This window comes from Spongiibacter sp. (genome assembly GCF_984394615.1).
On record NZ_CFHTQA010000031.1, the window covers coordinates 1 to 19,353 of the forward strand.

Sequence of the window (19,353 nt, forward strand, 5' to 3'; positions counted from 1 at the left end):
TGCAGGCGGATATCATCATTGACGGAGCGAATAACACCCAAGGCTACAACCGATACAGTTATGTTCATAATAATCCGCTAAATGCGATTGATGCTAGTGGATATAATGCGTTCAAGGAGTTCTTTGACGATATAACTGGTATCTCCGAAAGCTCTTTGCTGAATGGTGTCGTACAAGTTGCGGGCTGCGCCGCTGCCAATACAGTTGGGCTATGTCCGGCGTTTTTGGGTGTCTATAATGCTTCATTGGCGTACGGAATGACTGAAAGTTTGGGGGCGGCATTCCAGTCTGGGGTCATTGCTGGTGTATCCGCTGCTGCATTTTCTGCAATTGGTGAGTACTTTCAAGGGCTGGAAAATTCAAATAATTTCTTCTATGGATCACTTGGGCGTGCAGCTGGTATGTCTGGCGGGAGGTTGTCGAACTTTGTAGCGGCTAATGGAGGTCTAACGGTAGGGCAAGTAGTTGGGAAAGTGCTGGCTCACGCCGCTGTTGGAGGAGTAACGGCCTCGCTGCAAGGAGGAGAGTTTGGACACGGTTTTATTTCCGCCGGGTTTTCGAAAGGGGCTATGACTTTAGCCGGATTTAACTATGGGGATATTACGACAAAGAGTGTTGTTGAGCGAACTATTACAGCGGCTATGATAGGTGGCACGGCCTCAAAGGTATCTGGCGGAAAATTCGCTAACGGTGCGATTACAGCGGCATTTGCGCAGCTATTGAATGCGGAGAGATCAGCGGCACAGCGAAGCCGGGATATTCGTGGAACATGGCGAGCACCTGGAAGCCTGAGCGTGCTTGAGTCTATCGAAAGGCTTAACTCTGCGGCAGGTGTAGTAGGAAGTATTTCGGTCGGTGCAACTCTGGTATGCCCAGAGTGCATCATAGTTACTGCACCTGTAGCCTTGGGGGCCTCGCTTGTTGAGCTTGCTACCGACGTGGCTCTGTTAGATTGGAACAATGCAATAGAGACAGTGGCATTAGAATTTGCTGGCAGAGGAGTAAATTCAGCTTTGGAAAAACTACCTGCTACGAAGTATTTGCCTGCTACTGTGAAGACTCAAATTAAGGCAGCTCCAGAGACAGTTTATAACCTCATAGATAAGGCCGACGAATACAGCAAATGATAGAAGTGCGGTGAATTTAATGAAGAAGAATATTGATGATCGGCTAAAAAATACGGCCTATTGGGTGGCCTTGGCATGTATATATTCATTATTTCTGGCTTGGTTGAAATTTGACCAAATTAAAGAGAAGACATTTTGGCTAGGCTTGGTTGCTTGTTGCGTTTCAGTATTTGTGATCAAAGATATGGTTTTGAAAGATACGATGTCGTTAAGCATATATCAGCTGCAACACCCGCAGCATCGAATCTTTAGATGGTTTTGGTTTTTGGTTGCCGTTGCCGTTTTAGTTATGTATCCGTTCTATAAGTAGTTGAACGAATAAAGGTGGGGCAGAGTAACTTTTTTTCTCGCCACTTGAGCCAGCAAGCTGGTCAGGTTTTTCTGGAATGGGTGGTCAGGTGTCGCCAGCAAGGTGGGTTGGTGGGGGCAGTGCACGCATGGGCGTGTACCGGTTGACTTGAGCTACCTGCCTCCGATATGCGTTTTCACGCGGTGAATGAGGCGCATTTTTTTGATGCGCCTAGCTTTACGCAGCGCTGGAGTATGGGGTGTTGCTGGAGGTGGGGCTGACTCTCGAGAAAATAAGCGGCGGTGCCAAGGCTCACTGCTTTCTATACTTGGAGGATTTTTTTTGAATAATGGTCGGAATGAGAGGATTCGAACCTCCGACCCCTGCCTCCCGAAGGCAGTGCTCTACCAAGCTGAGCTACATTCCGATGGTTTGAAAAGGCCGCCCTGCGGCGGGCGCTAACTATAGCAAAGCGCTGTGACACGCTCAATATGCAGGCTTATCTCTGGTGGTGTTTTTGGCTTAGGTGTGTGCTGCAGGAGATTTGCCCGCAGCACATTGCGCGTCGGCCCGCTTATTGAACACCGCGGCTGGTGTTTTCCCAGTATGTGGCTCTGATGGCTTTTTTATCTGGCTTGCCGACGGGCGTCAGCGGGATCGCGTCGACGAAGTCGATGGACTTGGGCGCTTGGACGGAGCCCTTGGCGGCTTTAACGGCTGCCGTCAGTACGTCCCGAAGTGTGTCATCTCCGCTGACTCCGGGCTTCAGAACAATCACCGCTTTAACAGCCTCACCCCAGCGCTCATCAGGTACGCCAACTACGGCGACCTGTGCGACGGCCTCGTGACTGGACAGGACATCTTCCACTTCGCGGGGAAAGACATTGAAGCCACCCGTGACGATCATGTCTTTCTTGCGGTCAACAATGTACAGAAAGCCTTCGTCGTCGAAGCGGCCGATGTCGCCGGTGTGTAGCCAGCCACCGGCAAAGGCTTCTGCGGTTTGCTCCGGCAGGTCTTTGTAGCCTTTCATGACCAGTGGGCTGCGAACACAGATTTCGCCGGCGTCTCCCGCGGCAACTTCTTCGTTGTTGTCGTCGAGCAATGCCAAGTGTACCCACGGTGCAGGTCTGCCGCAGGAAGATAGTCGCTCGGGAACGGCGAGATCGTGCTCCTTGCGGGCGAGGTTGGTCAGCACCATCGGGGCTTCGGACTGACCGAAGAACTGATAAAAAATCTGCCCCCACTTTTCCAGTCCCTGCTTCAGGCGCGCCGGGCTCATCGGCGAGGCGCCGTAGAAAATGGTTTCCATGCTCGACATGTCGGCGGTCTCGGCGCGTGGCGAATCCAGCAGCACATAGAGCATGACGGGCACCAGCATGGTGGCGGTAATGTTGTATCGCTCCACCCAGTCAAAAAACAGGTCGGGGGTGAAGCCCGGCAGTACGTAGAAGGCCCCGCCTTTTTGCAGCACGGGAACAAAAAATGCGGCGGCAGCGTGGGACAGCGGCGTGGTAATCAGCATTCGCAGTTGTTCCGGAAACTCCCACTCGGCCGCCTGAATCATTGCCATATAGGCGGTGCCCCGGTGAGTGGACATGACGCCTTTGGGTTTGCCGGTCGTGCCGCCGGTGTAGTTTACCGAGCCCAGGTCTTCAGGGTGAATGTCGGGGGCAGACAGGGGCTGTGGCTGGAAGGTTTCTGCCAGGGCTAAATAGTCAGTGCCGATGTCGCTGGGGCCAAAGGCGAGGAGGTGTTTCAGGCCGGGAACCCGTTGTTTGAGTTCGGCCGCGCGTTCGCTGAAGGGGCCGGGGTCAAAGATCAGTACCTCGATATCGGCGTCTTCCAGTACGTAGGCATGATCGTCCAGCGAGCCCATTGGGTGCAGCGGTGTGCCGATAAATCCGGAGATTGAGATAGCTGCGGTGTTGGACAACACTTCCGGCCGGTTGCCGGAGATGATCGCGACACGGGTGCCTTTCCTGAGTCCCAATGAGGCAAGGGCCTGAATCAGTTTGCTGGTGGCTTCCCGCATTTCGGTGTAGCTGAGCGTGTGGCCGTCACCCATGAACAGGCAGGGCCGGTCGTGATAGCGATTAAGCCCTTCAATCAACAGCTGGGGCATGCAGACCGTTTCGTAGAGCGTGGATGGCGGCGTGTTGTTATTAGGCATGTTATTAGACATGTGATTGACCTTTTCCCGCGAAAGTAGAGCCTGAGTATAGTCAGCCTGCAGGGGCCAGGGAGTCATACGCATGAATGAGGTAGCCCGCTTTTTTTTGGTCCGCTGATCTAATCATGCTCTTTTTGCGTACAAGTGCAATTTTGGCCGAAAAAGCAGTCGCTGGTGGATGAGCTATGCTCAGGGAGGGCGCAGGAAAGCGCTAGCGAAAGAGAGGTGAAATGAACTACGGAGTCGTCAACGGGCGCATTGCACATGCGCTGGCCCTGGTGGGAGATCGCTGGTCACTGGCGATTCTTGGTGAGCTGTTTATCGGTTGGCGACGTTTTGAGGAGATTCGGCGGCGGTTGGGGATCAGCCGCGCAACCTTGACTCGCCGACTGGATGCCCTGATCCGCGACGGGGTGGTCGTCAGAAAGCTCTATTCCTCAAGCCGCTACCAATACGGTCTCAGCGACAAGGGGGAGGCCTTATGTCCTTTTATGCTGCTGGCGTGGCGCTGGGAGCAGGTTTGGGCTGATGCAGAAACACGGGGCGCTACGCCGGAACGGCTTTTTCACGCCGACTGTAACCAGCCGCTGCTGCCGGTGGCGAGCTGTGCTCACTGTCAGCAGTCCATTATGTCGGGGGATCTCGTTCTGAGTGAGGCGGTCCAGCAAAGCCCGATTTTTCACAGCGATATCCGCCCGACTGGACAGACGCGCCGCATGGGGGTGTCGCGGGCGGCGGGTGATGAGGATATCCATCTGCAAAGTGTGGCGGAGTTGATCGGCGACCGCTGGACGCTGCTGATAATGATGACGGTGTTCTTTGGCACTGGTCGGCACGAGGGGTTTACCCAGCAACTGGGGATTTCCAGTAACAGCCTCGCCTCGCGGCTGAATCGTCTGGTGGAGGTCGGTATTCTGGTTCGCTACGATTACCAGCTCAATCCCCCGCGCAGTGAATATGCGGCTACGGTCAAGGGGCAGGCCTTGTATCCGGTGATCATGGTGCTTCGGCAGTGGGCTGAGGACTGGGGAGACGGTCCCGCGCCGGCGCCATTGGTGCATCGCCAGTGCGGCAACGCCGCTGTATTGGCAGTGGAGTGCTCGCACTGTCATCATGTTGTGCGTCGGCAAGATATTCTTCTCGCGCCGCTCGAGCCTGAGTGCGCGACGGGCTGTGGCTGAATCGGTCTGACCGCGCTCAACGTACACGCCTTATTTGAGTATGGATTTGCCTGATAGAGAAGGGAGGCGTGTGTGGCGAAGGCGTGGATAAATGGCCTGATTGTATTGGTTTGTGTGGGCCTGGCCGGGGGCTTGGCCCTGGCGATTAGCGATAGCGGACTGCGGTGGGCGGGATGGCCGCTGCCGCTGGTCTGTGCCGCGATGGCATTTGCCGTTCAGTGGCTGGTATTCGTTCCATCTTTTCTCGGGCAGAGCGAGCATTACTACGATCTTACCGGCAGTCTCACCTATCTGCTGCTGGTAACCTTTGCCCTGTCGATATCCACCTCCTTGAATGCAGAATGGAATGCACGCGCCTTGCTGTTGTGTGCGATGGTGTGGGTGTGGGCGCTGCGCCTGGGGAGCTTTCTGTTTTTGCGTATCCAGCGAGCCGGCAAAGATGGTCGCTTTGACGAAATTAAACCGTTTTTCTCGCGCTTTCTGCTTACCTGGACATTGCAGGGATTGTGGGTGTTCGTCACCTTGGCGGCTGCTTTGGCGGCAATCTCTGCGGGGCAGGTGGTGCCGCTGTCGTGGCCCGCGTTGGTGGGCTTTGCACTTTGGCTTGGTGGACTGTCTCTGGAAGCGGTCGCCGATGCGCAGAAGACGGCGTTTAACCGAAATCCCGTCAATGCCGGTCGCTTTGTAAATGTCGGCTTGTGGCGCTGGTCCCGGCACCCAAACTATGCGGGGGAAATCCTGTTGTGGCTCGGCGTTGCCGTTGTCGCAATGCCTGCCTTTGTGGGCTGGCAATGGTTGGCGCTGGTATCGCCGCTGTTCGTCTATCTGCTGCTAACCCGCATCAGCGGCATTCCTCTGTTGGAGCGGCGCGCCGATGAAAAGTGGGAAGGCGATCCCGACTATTGGCACTACAAAGCCGTAACCCCGGTGTTGTGGCTGCGGCCGCCCGATGCGTCAGGGCCTGAGAAGGGGCTTGACCCGTGATTACTCTGTAATGATAATAATTCGCATTATTGTCATTGAGCGAGCAAGCCGGTGGAACAGGATCCTCAGCAGTACCCCCAACGTCAGATCACCATCGACGGAGATACCGTGGACAGTCAGGAGCTGGTTAACCCCGGCTCCCCGCTGAAAATCCGCCATGCCGATCAGCAGTATCTGTTGCGGGTGACGCGACAGGGCAAACTCATTCTGACCAAGTAGCCAGGACGCTTTACGGCCTATGCTGGGCGGTTACTGCGTCCGGCGAAGTCGTCGTGCCGTCGAATTGTCTGGTAAGCGGCCACAGCAGGTGCGAATTCAGCGGGCGTGCTGGCATGCAGGATTACGCCGTAGGCCCCTGCGGAAAATTGGTCTTGAATACGCTGGGCAGCATAGCTTGCAGTGCCGATGGCAGAGGGCAGCCAGTGTTCAGGCATCAAGGTTTTAATCTCGGCCAATTGTTCCAGCGTGGCGACGCTGTCGATGCCGCCGGGCATGTTGGCGATCAGAGGGTGCTTGCGGAAGGCGTCAAGTTGTTCCGGGTCCCAGTCATTGATGGCAAACAGCATTTCGCCGTAACCGGGTGCCTGTAGATAGGTTGCCATGCGCGCGACATCCAGCCGAAGTCGCTGTTCTTCACTGGGGTCGACACCCACTGCCAGTACACTCCAGACTTTGACGCTGTCCGGGTCTCGCCCCGCGGCCTCGGCGCCCTCCCGAACCAGATGAATTGCCCGTTTCAGGGCGTCATCGCTGAGAAAGGTGTGCAAAATGACACCGTCGTAAACGCTACCCGCAAAGCGCAGACTCTTGGGGCCAAAGCCTACGAAGAGCTGCGGAATGTCTTCATCCAGCCAGTCCGCCATATGCAGGTAGGGGAATTTTCCCAGCGGACCGTCGTAGCCCATCACCCGCTCGCCCCGCCAAAGTTGGCGCATCATCGTATAAAAGTCCCGAAGCTGGGCATTGCTCACGCTGTCCAGTCCCCAAAGCTGCTGCCGAATACCGACCCCCCGCGCAATACCCAGGGCAAAGCGACCCTGCGATAAACGCTGGGCTGAGCTTGCCATCGCCGCGACGCCCATAGGGTGGCGGGTGTTGATGTTGGTGGCGGCGGTGCCGATATGAATGCGCTCAGTGACGGCGGCGGCCGCGCCTATGCTTACACCGGCTTCCTTGGCGTCGAAGCGTTCTGATATCCAGGCGCTGCCCAGCCCAAGGGCCTCGGCATCGCGGACTTCACGAATCAGCTCAGCCGGTTGTTCGCTGTGGCCGGGGAGCAGGTAGCAGGCGAGTTCGGGATAAAGCGTGGTCGTCATCGGGTGTCCTATTGTTATGTTATCGCGATGTTGAGTGTAGAACGGCGTCGCTGCGCGTCAATGAATCCTCTTCAGCGGCCTTATCCTTTGAGGGGCTGAGCGAGAATCCACAGGCCAAAGCCGGTAAACAGAATCATCAGCGCCAGCATGGGAAACTGACTGAGCGTTGCCTGCTTGCGGCTGTTGAAACAGCGCAGCGCTTCGGCATGTGCCAACCAGACGCTGGCTACGTGGCCGATCAGAATCAGCCAAACCTGACTGTCCCAGACAAAGCCCATGTCGGGAATGATTGGGAGACGCCCGGTGATGGCATTGCCGAAGATATTCCAGCTCCAGCCAAACGGGTCTGAGATCAGCCCGCGAATCTTGACCCCCTGGTTCAGCAGGAGGGTGTAGTAGTGGGTGATGTGGTAGACCAGTGCAATCGGTAACAGGCTGTAGCTGAACTGGGCGGTGAGGGTCGTCATCGACAGCGAGCTGCGGGTGATCAGCTTACCCAGCCAGAGGAATAACAGGAAAACACCGAGATAAAGCAGCGGCGAAATCAGCAGGCAGAAAATTTCGTAGGCCACAAACCACGGCCGCAGATAGGGATAGGCGTAGATCGGGTGTTCACCCAGTAGCGGGGTCAGGATCTGCAGAGGATCTTTCCAGAAGTGGCCGAACCAAAGCTGGGTTTCCCGCAGGCCATCAAAGGCCGTGGACGACAGCATAAACAGAATAAACAGCAACAGGCTGGGATGGTCGGCGCGCTGGCCCAGCAGGCCGGCAAAGGGCAATTGCAGTACCCAGCGCTGCTGTTCATCGCGCTGTAGTGGTGCCATGCGACCAATAAGGCGAAACAGCACGGCAAACAGATCGCCGCTGTAAAACCAGCGTTGAATGCCAAACAGGTAGACGCCGGTCAGTGTCAGGGCCGTGTAGCAGAGCAGAATCAGTGACAGTGAAAAGGGTCGGGTATCACCGAACAGTTCAATGATGATGAAGACCAGGTACTGAGCCAGTGCAGGCCAGTAGGCGAGCCTTTCCGGGTAGCGAAAGCGGCCTTCCCGAAGTGTGGTGCAGTGGCGACTCAGCAGTTCGGCAACAATGCGCCAGGGATTGAGCGTTTCATACCAGCAGCCGACCAGTGCACTCAGATAACAGCCTCCCAGCGCAAACACGATCCAGAAATAGGTCATGTTGATGTTGCGGTAGCTGTCCTGATTGCCGATCAGCCCGGCAATAATAGCCAGTGCAAAACTGCCGACCATCACTGACTGCAGGCCGCGGTGCAGCCATGTTGCGACGGGGCCGTTTGGTTTACCCAAAACCAGGCGCCGTGCTTGTCGGTCACCGGTGTCTTCGCGAAGGAAGAAGGCGAGCACGACGAAGGACAGCGCCAGCGCTGCCATGGCCCCGTAGATATACATCCAATAGGGCATGGGCAACTGATAGGGCTGGCCAAAGGAGTGTGCTTCAACCGGGGTCGCCAGCAGCGCCCCGATGAAGCCAGTCAATGTTGTGCGTTTCATCGCCGGGGATACACTTCCAGTGAGCCGAACTGCAGGTCGCTGCCGTGCAGCTCGAGCATGAAGCGTCCGCTATTCTCGGCGGTAAAGCGCAAAACAGCGGTGGCACCAGAGGGCAGCACAAGGTGTTTCTCGTAGCCGTGGACGTGCATGGCATCGTCCTGGTCACTGAACACATCAAGCTGCACGGTATCGCCCTGATACGCAGTCAGTGTCTCCGGTCCTTGATACTGACCATCCACAAATGACAGGCGATAGTGGCGGGTCTGAGGCTCGGTTGGCGCGCCGCTTACGGGCTTCAGCCACCACCACAGTCCCGCCAGTACAGCCACCGCAACGGCGGGAAGCAAGAACTTACGCATGGCAAGTCCTTACTGCAGGTTGGCGCGATTGTAAGAGCGCTCCCAGGTCTGCAGATAGGCCTCTGCAGAGTTGTAGAGTGCATCCAGCGCCTCCTGACCGCCTTCCAGGCGCACTTCTTCCACGTAGTCGGCAACCAGACCGTAGTTGGCCATACCCACTTCATCGATGTGCCAGTACTTGCCGCTCTCCGGGATGGTCAGCATCTCAACCGTGACCGGGTCGAAGTTATTGTACTTCTCGCCCCAGTCGTCGCCCTGGAACAGCACAAAGGGATATTGCACCGGCTCGGAATCACCGCCACGGGGATTGGCGTGTCCGCCAAAGCCGTTGCCGTCAACACCAAAGCCCAGGCCGAGAACCGAGTCGCTGACCCCGGCTTTTTCGCGCCAGAACTTCAGCTTTTCCAGAAACTCGACGTGCTTGATGCCGGTATCTTTGTAGGGATAGATAACGCCACCATTCTTCAGGATTCGCGCAGCCTGATCGCTGGTCAGACCACCGTGGGCGTCATGCGATGACACCATCGGGTAAGCAGGGGTCCGCTGCTCGGCAAGATCCAGCATGATGTCTTTACTGTGGTAGGCCGCGTGGTCAATATCCATGACCATGCCGCGGTCCATCATGGCATTGAGCGCGTATTCGCCCAGCTCGGTCACCGTACGGGAATTACACTGCACTCTATCCGGGTAGAGCGGAAGGGCTAAACCCTTGGTGATATCAAGGACAAGGCTGGTCAGCGGGTCGCCGCCGGTGCCGGGCAGGCTGGTCACAATCTTCAGGCCAGGCTCGCGAACCATCGGCTCACTCTCTGGATAGTCCCGGCAATCGGTGGTTTTCCAGAACGAGCCGGTATCGATCAGGTTCAGCAGGTTCATAATATCGCTGAAAATGCCGGTTCCGCCGAGTGCGCTGTCAATGTCGTGATAGGCGTAGAGGTGACGAACACCCAGATCCCACAATTCCTGAAGCTTGTCGTCAATCTGCTCGCGGTCACACTTGGGGATTTCGATATTGCCGAGCAGCATGGTCATACCGCAGTCAAAAACCTGCGCGGCTTCCATACCCAGCACTACTGCCAGTTTGCCGTCGTTGATGACTTCTCGGGCCTGCTGCGGACTGGTAACAATACGATACCAGCCTTCACCGGGGCCGCCGTACTGCGCATCAATATAGTCCTGCAGCTCATACATGTACTTGATCTGCTTGATGGCGATACTCATATCGTTACAGTCGGCGGTAAGGTTGCCCGAATAGATGGTGCCGACGGTACACAGCCCGGCGATGTTGGTGCCGTGGTTAACCATAATGCGTAGGCCAGCGAGCCAGGCGCGTTCTACCCACTTGTAATACATCACGGTATGGGTGAGCGAGTGATTGGTTGGCCAGTCGATAAACGTCGGCCACCCCTCGGTTTCATGGGTAGGGGAGGCGCCGGAAACAAGAATGACATCCGCGCCGCGTATGCCACCCGGGCCATGGAAGTCAGCGCAGTCGGCCAGTGCGTGGCTGACGCCGAAACGGTGGAACGCTTCACCGTAGAGAACGCCACCGGCCGACGGGCCAACATCTCCCGCATAGGACAACTCGCTGCTCATGCCCATGTGATTGTGGATATCGGCAAAGCCGACGACGGGTTCATCGGCGCCTTTCCCTTTATAAGTGTCACCAATGACTGAGGTGGGCATTTCCGGGTAGGTTTTACAGCCTTGGCTGGCGGTAAAGCTGAATGCGCTGGGGGTATCCGCTGTGCTCAGCGTGCTGTCGCCAGCGCTGAGATAGCGCTCGTCGGTTTCCGAGTAAACGGTGAAGGTTTTGGCTGTGTTGTCGAACTCCAAGGTCCAGATAGCATCGTTACTGGGTTCTTCGTCGACGCGAACGGACGATCCATCGCTGGTCAGGAATTGGCCGTCGCTGGTGTAGAACAAGTATTTGCCGAGCGTGGCTGCCTGCATGAAGAACGGTTCGGCTTCAATGGCCGAACTGCTGAGTACGGTGTCCTCGCCATCGATCCCCGCATAGCGATCATCAGCCGACTGCATAGTGAAGCAGTGGCTGGCCAGTGAGTAGCGATTTTCGATGCGCGGTTCACTGCTTCCACCGCCATTACTACCACTGGATGAGCTGCCTCCACCACAAGCACTAAGCAGCGCTACAGCGGTGAGGCCAAGAATTGCAAACTTGGCTGTCATGAAGTCTCTCCCTCGTTGAAATACTGCCTTGTGACAGCGATAAGGGCTCGGTCGCGGCCCTTTTTTATGCCTTATTATGTCGCAACGCACCTTAATTGTGCGTTAGTAAGGCCTCGCTGTCACCTCCCATTTGGGTTAGATCGGAAAAAATCGTGCAGCGGTAGGGGAAAATGTACTGAAATGCCGCGATCAGCCGCTTTCTAGGGCTGCACGCTTCATCTCGTTTGCAAGAGGTGTGCCCAAGTAGCGGTCGATACCGGCGTGCGCCAAATAGATGACCGGGGTCAGTATCAGTGCCATGGTGAACTTGTAGAGGTAATTGACCACGCCGATGGCGAACACCAGCGAGAGCGGCCAGTCGGCACCGACGTAAAAAGCAATAAACAGGACGACGAAGCTATCGATAAATTGGCTGACTAACGTTGATCCAGTGGCGCGAAGCCAGATCAGTTTCTCGCCGGTGTATTGTTTGATGCGGTGGAAGACGGCGACGTCGATAATCTGCCCGATCAGGAAGGCAACCAGAGAGCCGATAATAATCCACAGGCCTTGGCCGAAGACCAGCCGGTAGGCGTAATCGTAGTCGCTGACTTTGTCGCGGATCGCCAACTGTTCGGCGGCGGGCAACGCTGGACTGATATGGGACTGCGGCCAGAAGTCGGCGGGCGTGAGTTCGATGCCGGCGTAAAACATGGCAAAGGCGTAAAGAATCAGCCCTGCCGTAAGATAGGAGAGCATCCGGACGCCTCGGGCGCCGTAGTATTCGTTGATCAAATCCGTCAGCACAAACACGAAAGGCCAGAGCAGTACGCCAGCGGTGAGATTGAAGGAGAGCTGATCGACGCCAAAAAAGCTCAGCGACAGCGGTTCAAGACCAAGGCTTTGTTCGAGTGAAAAGATTTTGACGCCGATAAACTCGGCAATCAGCGCATTGGCAACAAAGAAACCCGCCATCACAATAAACAGGCGGATGGCTTTGTTGCTTACAATGGTATCGATCATTAACAGGCCGCTCGTACAGTGTGGTCGTCAAGCATAGGGGAAACCATGACATTTAGCGAAACGGGCCACAAGGCCGTGCGGGTATTGATTACGGGCGCTTCGCAGGGCATTGGTGCGGCGATTGCCCGACAGTTTGCCAAGCCCGGGGTGACCTTGCTGCTGGTGGCTCGCAATGCGGGAAACCTGCAGTCCGTCGCCAGGGAATGCGGGACCGCCGATCGGGTAGAGACCTACGCTTGTGATGTTGCTGAGGCTGAAGCGGTGTCGTCGTTGGCGACGGCGGTGACCGCGGATGTCGGCGGCGTTGATGTTCTCATTAATAATGCCGGCTGCTGGCATGGACAGCCGGTGGCTGACATGGCCGTCGATGATTTCGATCGCGTGGTAGCAAGTAATTTGCGCAGTGTTTTCCTGATGACTCGCGCCTTTTTACCGGCGATGCAAGCGGCTGGGCGCGGCGATATCTTCAATATGGTGTCGACGGCGGGGTTTGAGGGTTATGCCGGTGTTTCGGCCTACTGCGCTGCCAAGCATGGTGTGCTGGGTTTCAGTAAGGCGCTGCGCGAAGAGCTGCGAGATGACGATATCCGCGTGTGTTGTGTCTCGCCGGGGCCGACGTGGTCGCCCTCATGGGAAAATAGCCATGTTCCCGAGACCGCCCTGATGCCCACCGATGATGTCGCCCGCGCGTTCTGGAATCTGTATACGATGGATCGCAACGTGGTGACCGAGAATATGGTGCTGCGTCCACGGCAGGGCCACATCAGCAGCTAATCTGGCGGCCGCCTGCACTCACCCAGTGCGGGCAGCGGGGCTTGCTGCTAAAGTGTATTCGCTGAGTACATGCAGCCTGATGGTGCTGTAGAACAATAATAATGATGAGCGAGGCGAGTGATGGCGAGATCCGGTACGTTTTTCCGAACCTGTAATCTCTGTGAGGCGATGTGCGGCGTGGCGATTACGCTGGACGACGAGAAGATTGTCTCGATTAAAGGCGATGAGCAAGACCCTTTCAGTCGCGGGCATATCTGTCCCAAGGCTCTGGCACTGAAAGACTTATACGAAGACCCCGACCGCCTGAAAAAGCCCATGGAAAAGCGCGATGGCCAGTGGCACGAGCTGGACTGGGAGACGGCGCTGGACAGAGTTGCCGAGCGGATTTCTGATCTGCAAGCACGGCATGGCAAGAATGCGCTGGGGGTCTATCTGGGCAACCCGAATGTTCACAACCTGGGTGGCACATTGCTGAATGGCGGTTTTTTGCGTGCGCTGAAAACACGGAATAAATTTTCGGCGACGTCCGTTGATCAGCTCCCGCATCACATTGTGGCGTGGAAGCTGTTTGGTCATCAGCTGCGTATTCCGGTGCCGGATATCGATCGCAGTGATTATTTTGTCATTATGGGCGGCAACCCGCTGGCGTCTAACGGCAGTATTATGAGTGTTGCTGATGTGCGTGGGCGGCTAAAGGCGGTGAAAAAGCGCGGCAAAGTGGTGGTGATTGACCCGCGCCGCAGTCAGACGGCAGAGCTTGCAGACCAACACCATTTCATTCGCCCGGGTAGCGATGTGCTGCTGCTGTTGGCGATGCTCAATCACCTGTTTCAATCACAGCAGATCTCGCTGAAGGCCTGCGAGGGACTGCTGGATACCGACCCCATGACCTTGGCGAGTGACTTCGCCCCATACACGCCCGAGCGGGTGGCCGAGTCGACGGGTATCAGTGCCGCGGCGATACGGCAGTTGGTTGACGAGTTCTGCGCGGCGGAGGCGCCGGTACTGTATGGCCGGATGGGAGTGTCGGTACAGGAGTTCGGCGCACTGTGTCAGTACCTGATTATGCTGTTCAATATCTTGACCGGTACTCTCGATAAAGCCGGTGGTCTGATGTTCAGTACGCCTGCCGCGAATATTCTGCCGCAGACCGGTCGCGGCAATATGGGGCGTTTCCACAGCCGGGTACGTCAGCTACCCGAGTTTAATGGTGAATTGCCGGTCTCGGCGCTGGCGGAAGATATTGCCACACCTGGCGATGGGCAGATCAAAGGGATGATTCTGGTTGCCGGGAATCCGGTACTGTCCACGCCGAACGGAGAGCAGCTCGATCGCGCTTTTGCCGGTCTGGACTTGTTGGTGTCGGTCGACTTTTATCTTAATGAGAGCAGTCGTCATGCGGATTTTATTTTGCCGCCGGTCAGTCCGCTGGAACGGGAACATTTCGATATCATCTTTAACCTGCTGGCGGTACGTAACAACGCCCGATATGCCCCGGCATTGTTCAAGGCGGGCCCCGATGCGAGGCACGATTGGCAAATCCTGCTCGGCTTGAGGGATCGCCTCGCGCCGCCCCGGTCCTTGAAGGAGCGCTTGGGACGGCAGCTCGAACGACGCCTCGGCCCCGGCGGAATGCTCGCCTTACTCCTGCGTCGCGGCCCCTACGGTGCCGGTTGGCGGCCGTTTTCGGGCTTGACCCTGGCCAAACTGAAGGCCGCGCCACACGGCATTGATCTGGGGCCGCTGCAGCCCCAACTGCCCGCTGCGCTGTTCCATAAAGATAGAAAAATTCACCTCAATACCGATTTTTTCCTGGCAGATCTGCCGCGTGTCGACGCACGTTTTTTTGGCGGCGATGCGCAGAGCCCGTTCGTATTGATTGGCCGCCGGGATGTGCGCAGCAATAATTCCTGGCTACATAACAGCCAGCGCCTGGTGAAGGGAAAAAACCGCTGTACTGCGCTGCTGAACCCTGACGATGCCCGGCGTTTGGGGGTGAGTGATGCCGGCAAAGTGCGCGTGCACTCGCGCGTAGGCAGTGTGGAGGTGGTCGCCGAAGTCAGCGATGAGGTCATGCCCGGCGTGATCAGTATTCCTCATGGTTGGGGGCATCACGGTGAGGGTACCGCGTGGCGATTGGCGGAGGCGAACGCGGGCGTGAGCGTGAATACGCTGACGGATGACTACTTTATTGATGTGCTGTCGGGCAATGCTGCATTGAATGGCGTGCCTGTCAGTGTCGAGCCCATTAGTGCATGATTCGCGGCACGACTCTTGCGTGAGGGAATGACTGTTGATGTAACGCATGTCAACATTCGCCCCGCGGAGCATGTCGTCCCGTAGCGCGATGGACCGAACGATACACAGAATGCTGGAGACCTGTGAATGAAAACGAAAGCCCCCTTACTTCTTCCCCTGGCCGTTTCGGCCGTGTCGGCATTATTTGCGACGCCGAGTTTCGCGCAAGCTGACAGCCGGGTGATGCTTGAAGAGGTTGTTGTCACTGCGCGGCGGCGTGAGGAAAGTTTGCAGGACACGCCCGTGGCGGTCTCTGCGCTGGGCAGCGATATGCTCGACAACATGGGTATCAGCGACATAGAAGATGTGGAAACCCTGGCGCCCAGTCTGCAGTTTTCCCAGACCAACTACAAAGCGCCTGCCATTTTCATTCGCGGTGTGGGGCAGCGTTCGGGCAACCCGGTGCTGGACCCGGGTGTCGGCATGTACCTCAATGGTATCTACGTACCGCGCTCCGACGCCCAGTTGCTGGATGCCGTTGATGTCGCGTCTATTCAGGTGCTGCGTGGCCCTCAGGGCACATTGTTCGGCAAGAACAATGTCGGTGGCGCGATTCTGGTGGATTCGAAAAAGCCCTTCACCGACGACTATGAATTCGGTGTAAAACTCGGGGCAGGGAGCTACGGTCAGCAAAACGTCAAACTGGACGCCAACCTGCCAATCAGCGATGACCTTGCCGTGCGCGTGGCGTTTAACAGCAAGCGCAGCGATGGCTCAATCGATAATACTGCGGCGAATAACGCGCTGTTTGATCAGGACCGCATGGCCCTGTCGTCGCGGCTGATCTGGTATGTGAATGACGATGTAGAAGTGGACCTGTTTGGTTTCCTCAGCCGAATTGATGAGCGCGGCTCGCCCTACAATTGTGCCTTCCAGAACAATGGCGCCATTCTGACCTCGGGGGTGTATCGCGGCGCCGAAGATATGAGTCTTGAAGAAGCTTGTGATGCCAGCTCGGCACAGGCCAAGGACTTTGAAGTCAGCCTCAACCCCGAAGACAGCGTGTATGCCATCGACAATCACATGATTGCCTTGACGCTGCGGGCGCCGGTTTCTGACTGGCTGGATATTGAGAGCATTACCAGCTACGCCATGCAGGACAATATTTACATCGGGGGGGACTCCGATGGCACCGGTATTCGCGCCGTTGCAGTAGGGCCCGCTGCGGGCTATCAGGTGCTGAACGGCTCGGACAAAACCGTTGGCGATGCCAAGCGCGAGCAGTTTTCGCAAGAGATCAAGTTTAACGGCAGCGCCTGGGATGAGCGCCTGAACTACACCTTCGGCCTGTTCTACGCAGAAGAGTCTCTCGACAATGCTCTGGACGGTACCGAGGTGGGTGACAATGGTCTGGTCGCAATCAAGCCCGAGGGGGCTGTCGGCATCGATATTCCCATCTCGGCACTGGCGGTGTTACCGGTGCAGGCGAACATGGTTAACATCGCCGACTACGAGAATACCACCAAGGCCGCATTTGCTCAGGGAACCCTGGATCTGGCCGAGAACTGGCAGCTGACACTTGGGGTGCGTTACACCGAAGAGGAGCGGGCGTCGGTGCATGTGCAGGGCACGCCGGATTACGGCGAATATGCCAGCCGGCTGAACGCACAGATTGGCAGTGATCTCGCCATTCTGGCACCGGTTTTCCATCTGGGCGACGGTATTTATTCTCCGGTCTCCAGAGCCCAGTATCTTGCCTATGACGCGCCTGAGGTGCCGTTGATCTTTGGCCCCAAGCTGCGTGGCGACACCGACTTTGAAGAGTGGACACCGAGTTTGACGCTGAACTATCTGGCCGGGGATGAGCTGCTGGAATCGCTGAATCTAGACAGCTTGATGGTGTATGCGACGGTGAGCAGGGGCTTTAAGTCTGGCGGACTCGATGTGCGCACCACACAGACTGAGTCGGAGATTAAACAGTTCGAGCCCGAGCAGGTGCTGAACAAGGAAATCGGCTTCAAGCTGGATGCCTTTGACCGCCGACTGCGCTTCAATGTTGCCGCCTATCAGATGGATTACACCGATTTGCAGGTGGCACTGTATGAGGTGGGCGCCACCGATACCGAAGTAGTGCAGTTCACCGGTAACGCCGGTGAGGCGGTGGTTGATGGTTTTGAACTTGAGCTGACGGCCTTGCTGGGGCCGTTCACCATCAACGCCAATGCCGGGTATACCGATGGTGATTTCTTGGAATATAACCTGGGCACGAATACCGACGACGGCTTCGCTATTGTTGATCGCAGTGGCGAGGCGTTTCCCCAAGTGCCGCAGAACGTGCGCGGTCTGAATATTCAGTACGACTGGGATTCGCCTATCGGGCTGATCGTGCCCCAGCTTCAGTACTACTATAGTGATGAGATCTTCATCGGCACCGATTACCTCAGTGGCAACTATGCCAGCTCAACGGTCAGCCAGTACGAGCTTTACAATGCGCGCGTCCGCTGGGAAATCAACGAGCAAATGGGGCTGGGTGCCTACGTCAACAACATTAAAGACGAGCCCTATTTCGTTGGGGGGATCGCGGTGACCAGCGTGATTGGGGTTGCGAACCGGGTGCCGGGTACGCCCCGCGAGCTGGGCGTGGAATTCAGCTACCGTTTTCAATAAGCAGACAGCGTGAGCGGCTTGGCAGCGTTGAACGCTGCCAAGCCGTAGTTTTTTAGCAGGAGTAGTGTAATGAAACGTATTTTGGTCGGGCTGGCTGCAGCGCTGTGTCTGCTGATCGCCGTTCTGGTCGTAAGAACGCTGCAATTTGTGCCGCCAGAACAGGCGGTAGGGAATTCACTGGTAGAGGTCGAGTGGCAGGCTGAGCCGCTTGTTGGCGGGCTCGCGGCAGCCCTGCGCTACCCCACCATTTCCTATGACGATCCCCAAAAAGTTGATCAACAGGCGTTTGCCGATTTCCACGACTTTCTACGCCAGCGTTTCCCGCAGGTGTTTGAAACACTCTCGGTACAGCGTTTTGATAACAGCCTGCTGCTGCATTGGGCGGGCGCTGATTCGGCTGCCAAGCCGATTATGCTGATTGCGCATCAGGACGTTGTGCCGGTGATTCCCGGTACGGAAGAGGACTGGAGCTACCCGCCGTTCAGCGGCACGCTGGTTGACGGTTATATCTGGGGCCGTGGGGCGCTGGATGACAAAGCCAGTCTGATGGGGATACTGGAGTCTGCCGAGCGTTTGCTGGGCGAAGGTTTTGTGCCCCCTCGCGATATCTATCTCGGCTTCGGCGCTGACGAAGAAGTCGGAGGCGAAGGCGCCAAAGCCATGGCTGCCTGGTTGGGTGAACGTGGTATCTCCCTGGCGTTTTTGCTGGATGAGGGCGGGGCGATTGCCAAGGGGATGTTGCCCGGTGTCGATGAACCGCTTGCCCTGATTGGTCCGGCAGAAAAAGGCTTTCTCAGTCTCGAGTTCAGCGCGTCTGGCGGTGGTGGACATTCGTCCATGCCGCCGCCACAAACGGCGGCGGGTGTGATTGCGGCGGCTGTTGCCCGTCTGGAAGCCAATCCGCTGCCAGCGACCCTGGACTATACGGTGGATTTTATCCGCTATCTCGGCGATGCCATCCCGTTTTATCAGCGCCTGTTGTTTGCCAATACCTGGTTGTTCGGCCCGCTGCTGGAGCGGCAGTTGGCTGCAGAGCCGGCGATTAATGCGGGGCTGCGCACCACAACGGCAGTCACCATGCTGCAGGGCAGCGTGCAGGATAATGTGTTGCCGATTAAGGCCAGTGCCGTCGTCAACTTCCGTATTCTGCCGGGCGATACGGTAGAGTCGGTGATCAAGGCGGTGACCGCAATTGTTGATGACCCCCGGGTGAGCATTCGCCCCTATGGCGGCTTTGGCAGCAACCCGTCCAAAGTGGCTTCACCCGATTCTGCAGGCTTCCGTGTGCTGGGTGAACTGGTTTCACAAATTGCCCCGGAGGCCATTGTGGCGCCGCGTTTAGTCGTGGCGGCGACGGATGCGCGTCATTACGAGGCGGTCGCTGAGAATAGCTACCGTTTTGTGGGGTTTGAAATCGGTCCCGAAGAAATGCGCGGGATTCACGGTACCGATGAGCGGGTATCACAAGCCAGTTATGTGCAGGCGGTAAGGATTTACTATCACCTGCTGCGCCGTGCGGGAGAGTTGTAGCTGCCGCTC

General features: G+C 56.8%; 15 protein-coding genes and 1 tRNA gene. 9 read left to right on the top strand and 7 right to left on the bottom strand.

Going from position 1 to position 19,353, the window contains the following annotated elements:
- The coding region (locus AC5DB9_RS11870) for an RHS repeat-associated core domain-containing protein (protein WP_483151639.1) at positions 1-1,127 on the top strand (1,127 nt) is incomplete at its 5' end.
- A gap of 19 nt (positions 1,128-1,146) precedes the next feature.
- Positions 1,147-1,437 carry a hypothetical protein gene (locus AC5DB9_RS11875; protein WP_272989969.1) on the top strand — a complete coding sequence of 97 codons (291 nt, stop codon included), beginning with the start codon at positions 1,147-1,149 and terminating at the stop codon, positions 1,435-1,437.
- Positions 1,438-1,766: 329 nt separating this feature from the next.
- On the opposite strand, the gene AC5DB9_RS11880 is transcribed toward AC5DB9_RS11875, so the two are convergent.
- Both AC5DB9_RS11880 and AC5DB9_RS11885 read right to left on the bottom strand, forming a co-directional pair.
- A tRNA-Pro gene (locus AC5DB9_RS11880) sits at positions 1,767-1,843 on the bottom strand.
- Between the two features lie 147 nt (positions 1,844-1,990).
- A complete protein-coding gene (locus AC5DB9_RS11885) occupies positions 1,991-3,601 on the bottom strand; it encodes an AMP-binding protein (protein WP_022958049.1) in 1,611 nt (536 codons plus the stop codon).
- 218 nt (positions 3,602-3,819) lie between these two features.
- On the opposite strand from AC5DB9_RS11885, the gene AC5DB9_RS11890 reads away from it, so the two are divergent.
- From AC5DB9_RS11890 to AC5DB9_RS11900, 3 genes are all read left to right on the top strand, one after another.
- Complete coding sequence (locus tag AC5DB9_RS11890) at positions 3,820-4,770, top strand: winged helix-turn-helix transcriptional regulator (protein ID WP_272989966.1); 951 nt, start codon at positions 3,820-3,822, stop codon at positions 4,768-4,770.
- Between the two features lie 72 nt (positions 4,771-4,842).
- On the top strand, positions 4,843-5,754 hold the full coding sequence (locus AC5DB9_RS11895; RefSeq protein ID WP_272989963.1) for a DUF1295 domain-containing protein: 912 nt from the start codon (positions 4,843-4,845) through the stop codon (positions 5,752-5,754).
- 51 nt (positions 5,755-5,805) lie between these two features.
- Complete coding sequence (locus AC5DB9_RS11900; protein ID WP_084495287.1) at positions 5,806-5,973, top strand: hemin uptake protein HemP; 168 nt, start codon at positions 5,806-5,808, stop codon at positions 5,971-5,973.
- 17 nt (positions 5,974-5,990) lie between these two features.
- Here AC5DB9_RS11900 and AC5DB9_RS11905 read toward each other — a convergent pair whose 3' ends face one another.
- The 5 genes from AC5DB9_RS11905 to AC5DB9_RS11925 form a co-directional block, all read right to left on the bottom strand.
- Positions 5,991-7,070 (bottom strand): TIGR03857 family LLM class F420-dependent oxidoreductase, encoded by a 1,080-nt coding sequence (locus tag AC5DB9_RS11905; RefSeq protein ID WP_272989958.1) that lies wholly within the window; start codon positions 7,068-7,070, stop codon positions 5,991-5,993.
- A gap of 80 nt (positions 7,071-7,150) precedes the next feature.
- On the bottom strand, positions 7,151-8,584 hold the full coding sequence (locus AC5DB9_RS11910; RefSeq protein ID WP_272989955.1) for a hypothetical protein: 1,434 nt from the start codon (positions 8,582-8,584) through the stop codon (positions 7,151-7,153).
- Positions 8,581-8,943 carry a cupredoxin domain-containing protein gene (locus AC5DB9_RS11915; protein ID WP_286855112.1) on the bottom strand — a complete coding sequence of 121 codons (363 nt, stop codon included), beginning with the start codon at positions 8,941-8,943 and terminating at the stop codon, positions 8,581-8,583. The genes AC5DB9_RS11910 and AC5DB9_RS11915 overlap by 4 nt, the downstream gene beginning before the upstream one ends.
- A 9-nt stretch (positions 8,944-8,952) precedes the next feature.
- The gene (locus AC5DB9_RS11920) at positions 8,953-11,133 is read right to left on the bottom strand and encodes a peptidase M19 (RefSeq protein ID WP_272989949.1); all 2,181 of its coding nucleotides are present in this window, start codon (positions 11,131-11,133) and stop codon (positions 8,953-8,955) included.
- 189 nt (positions 11,134-11,322) lie between these two features.
- Positions 11,323-12,135 carry a queuosine precursor transporter gene (locus AC5DB9_RS11925; protein WP_272989946.1) on the bottom strand — a complete coding sequence of 271 codons (813 nt, stop codon included), beginning with the start codon at positions 12,133-12,135 and terminating at the stop codon, positions 11,323-11,325.
- Between the two features lie 45 nt (positions 12,136-12,180).
- Here AC5DB9_RS11925 and AC5DB9_RS11930 point away from each other — a divergent pair, with 45 nt between their 5' ends.
- From AC5DB9_RS11930 to AC5DB9_RS11945, 4 genes are all read left to right on the top strand, one after another.
- Positions 12,181-12,909: an SDR family oxidoreductase gene (locus tag AC5DB9_RS11930; RefSeq protein ID WP_272989943.1), complete on the top strand. Its 729-nt coding sequence runs from the start codon at positions 12,181-12,183 to the stop codon at positions 12,907-12,909.
- 120 nt (positions 12,910-13,029) lie between these two features.
- Positions 13,030-15,168: a molybdopterin oxidoreductase family protein gene (locus AC5DB9_RS11935; RefSeq protein WP_272989940.1), complete on the top strand. Its 2,139-nt coding sequence runs from the start codon at positions 13,030-13,032 to the stop codon at positions 15,166-15,168.
- 126 nt (positions 15,169-15,294) lie between these two features.
- On the top strand, positions 15,295-17,814 hold the full coding sequence (locus AC5DB9_RS11940; protein WP_272989938.1) for a TonB-dependent receptor: 2,520 nt from the start codon (positions 15,295-15,297) through the stop codon (positions 17,812-17,814).
- Between the two features lie 69 nt (positions 17,815-17,883).
- Positions 17,884-19,344: a M20/M25/M40 family metallo-hydrolase gene (locus AC5DB9_RS11945; RefSeq protein ID WP_272989935.1), complete on the top strand. Its 1,461-nt coding sequence runs from the start codon at positions 17,884-17,886 to the stop codon at positions 19,342-19,344.
- Positions 19,345-19,353 lie beyond the last annotated feature (9 nt).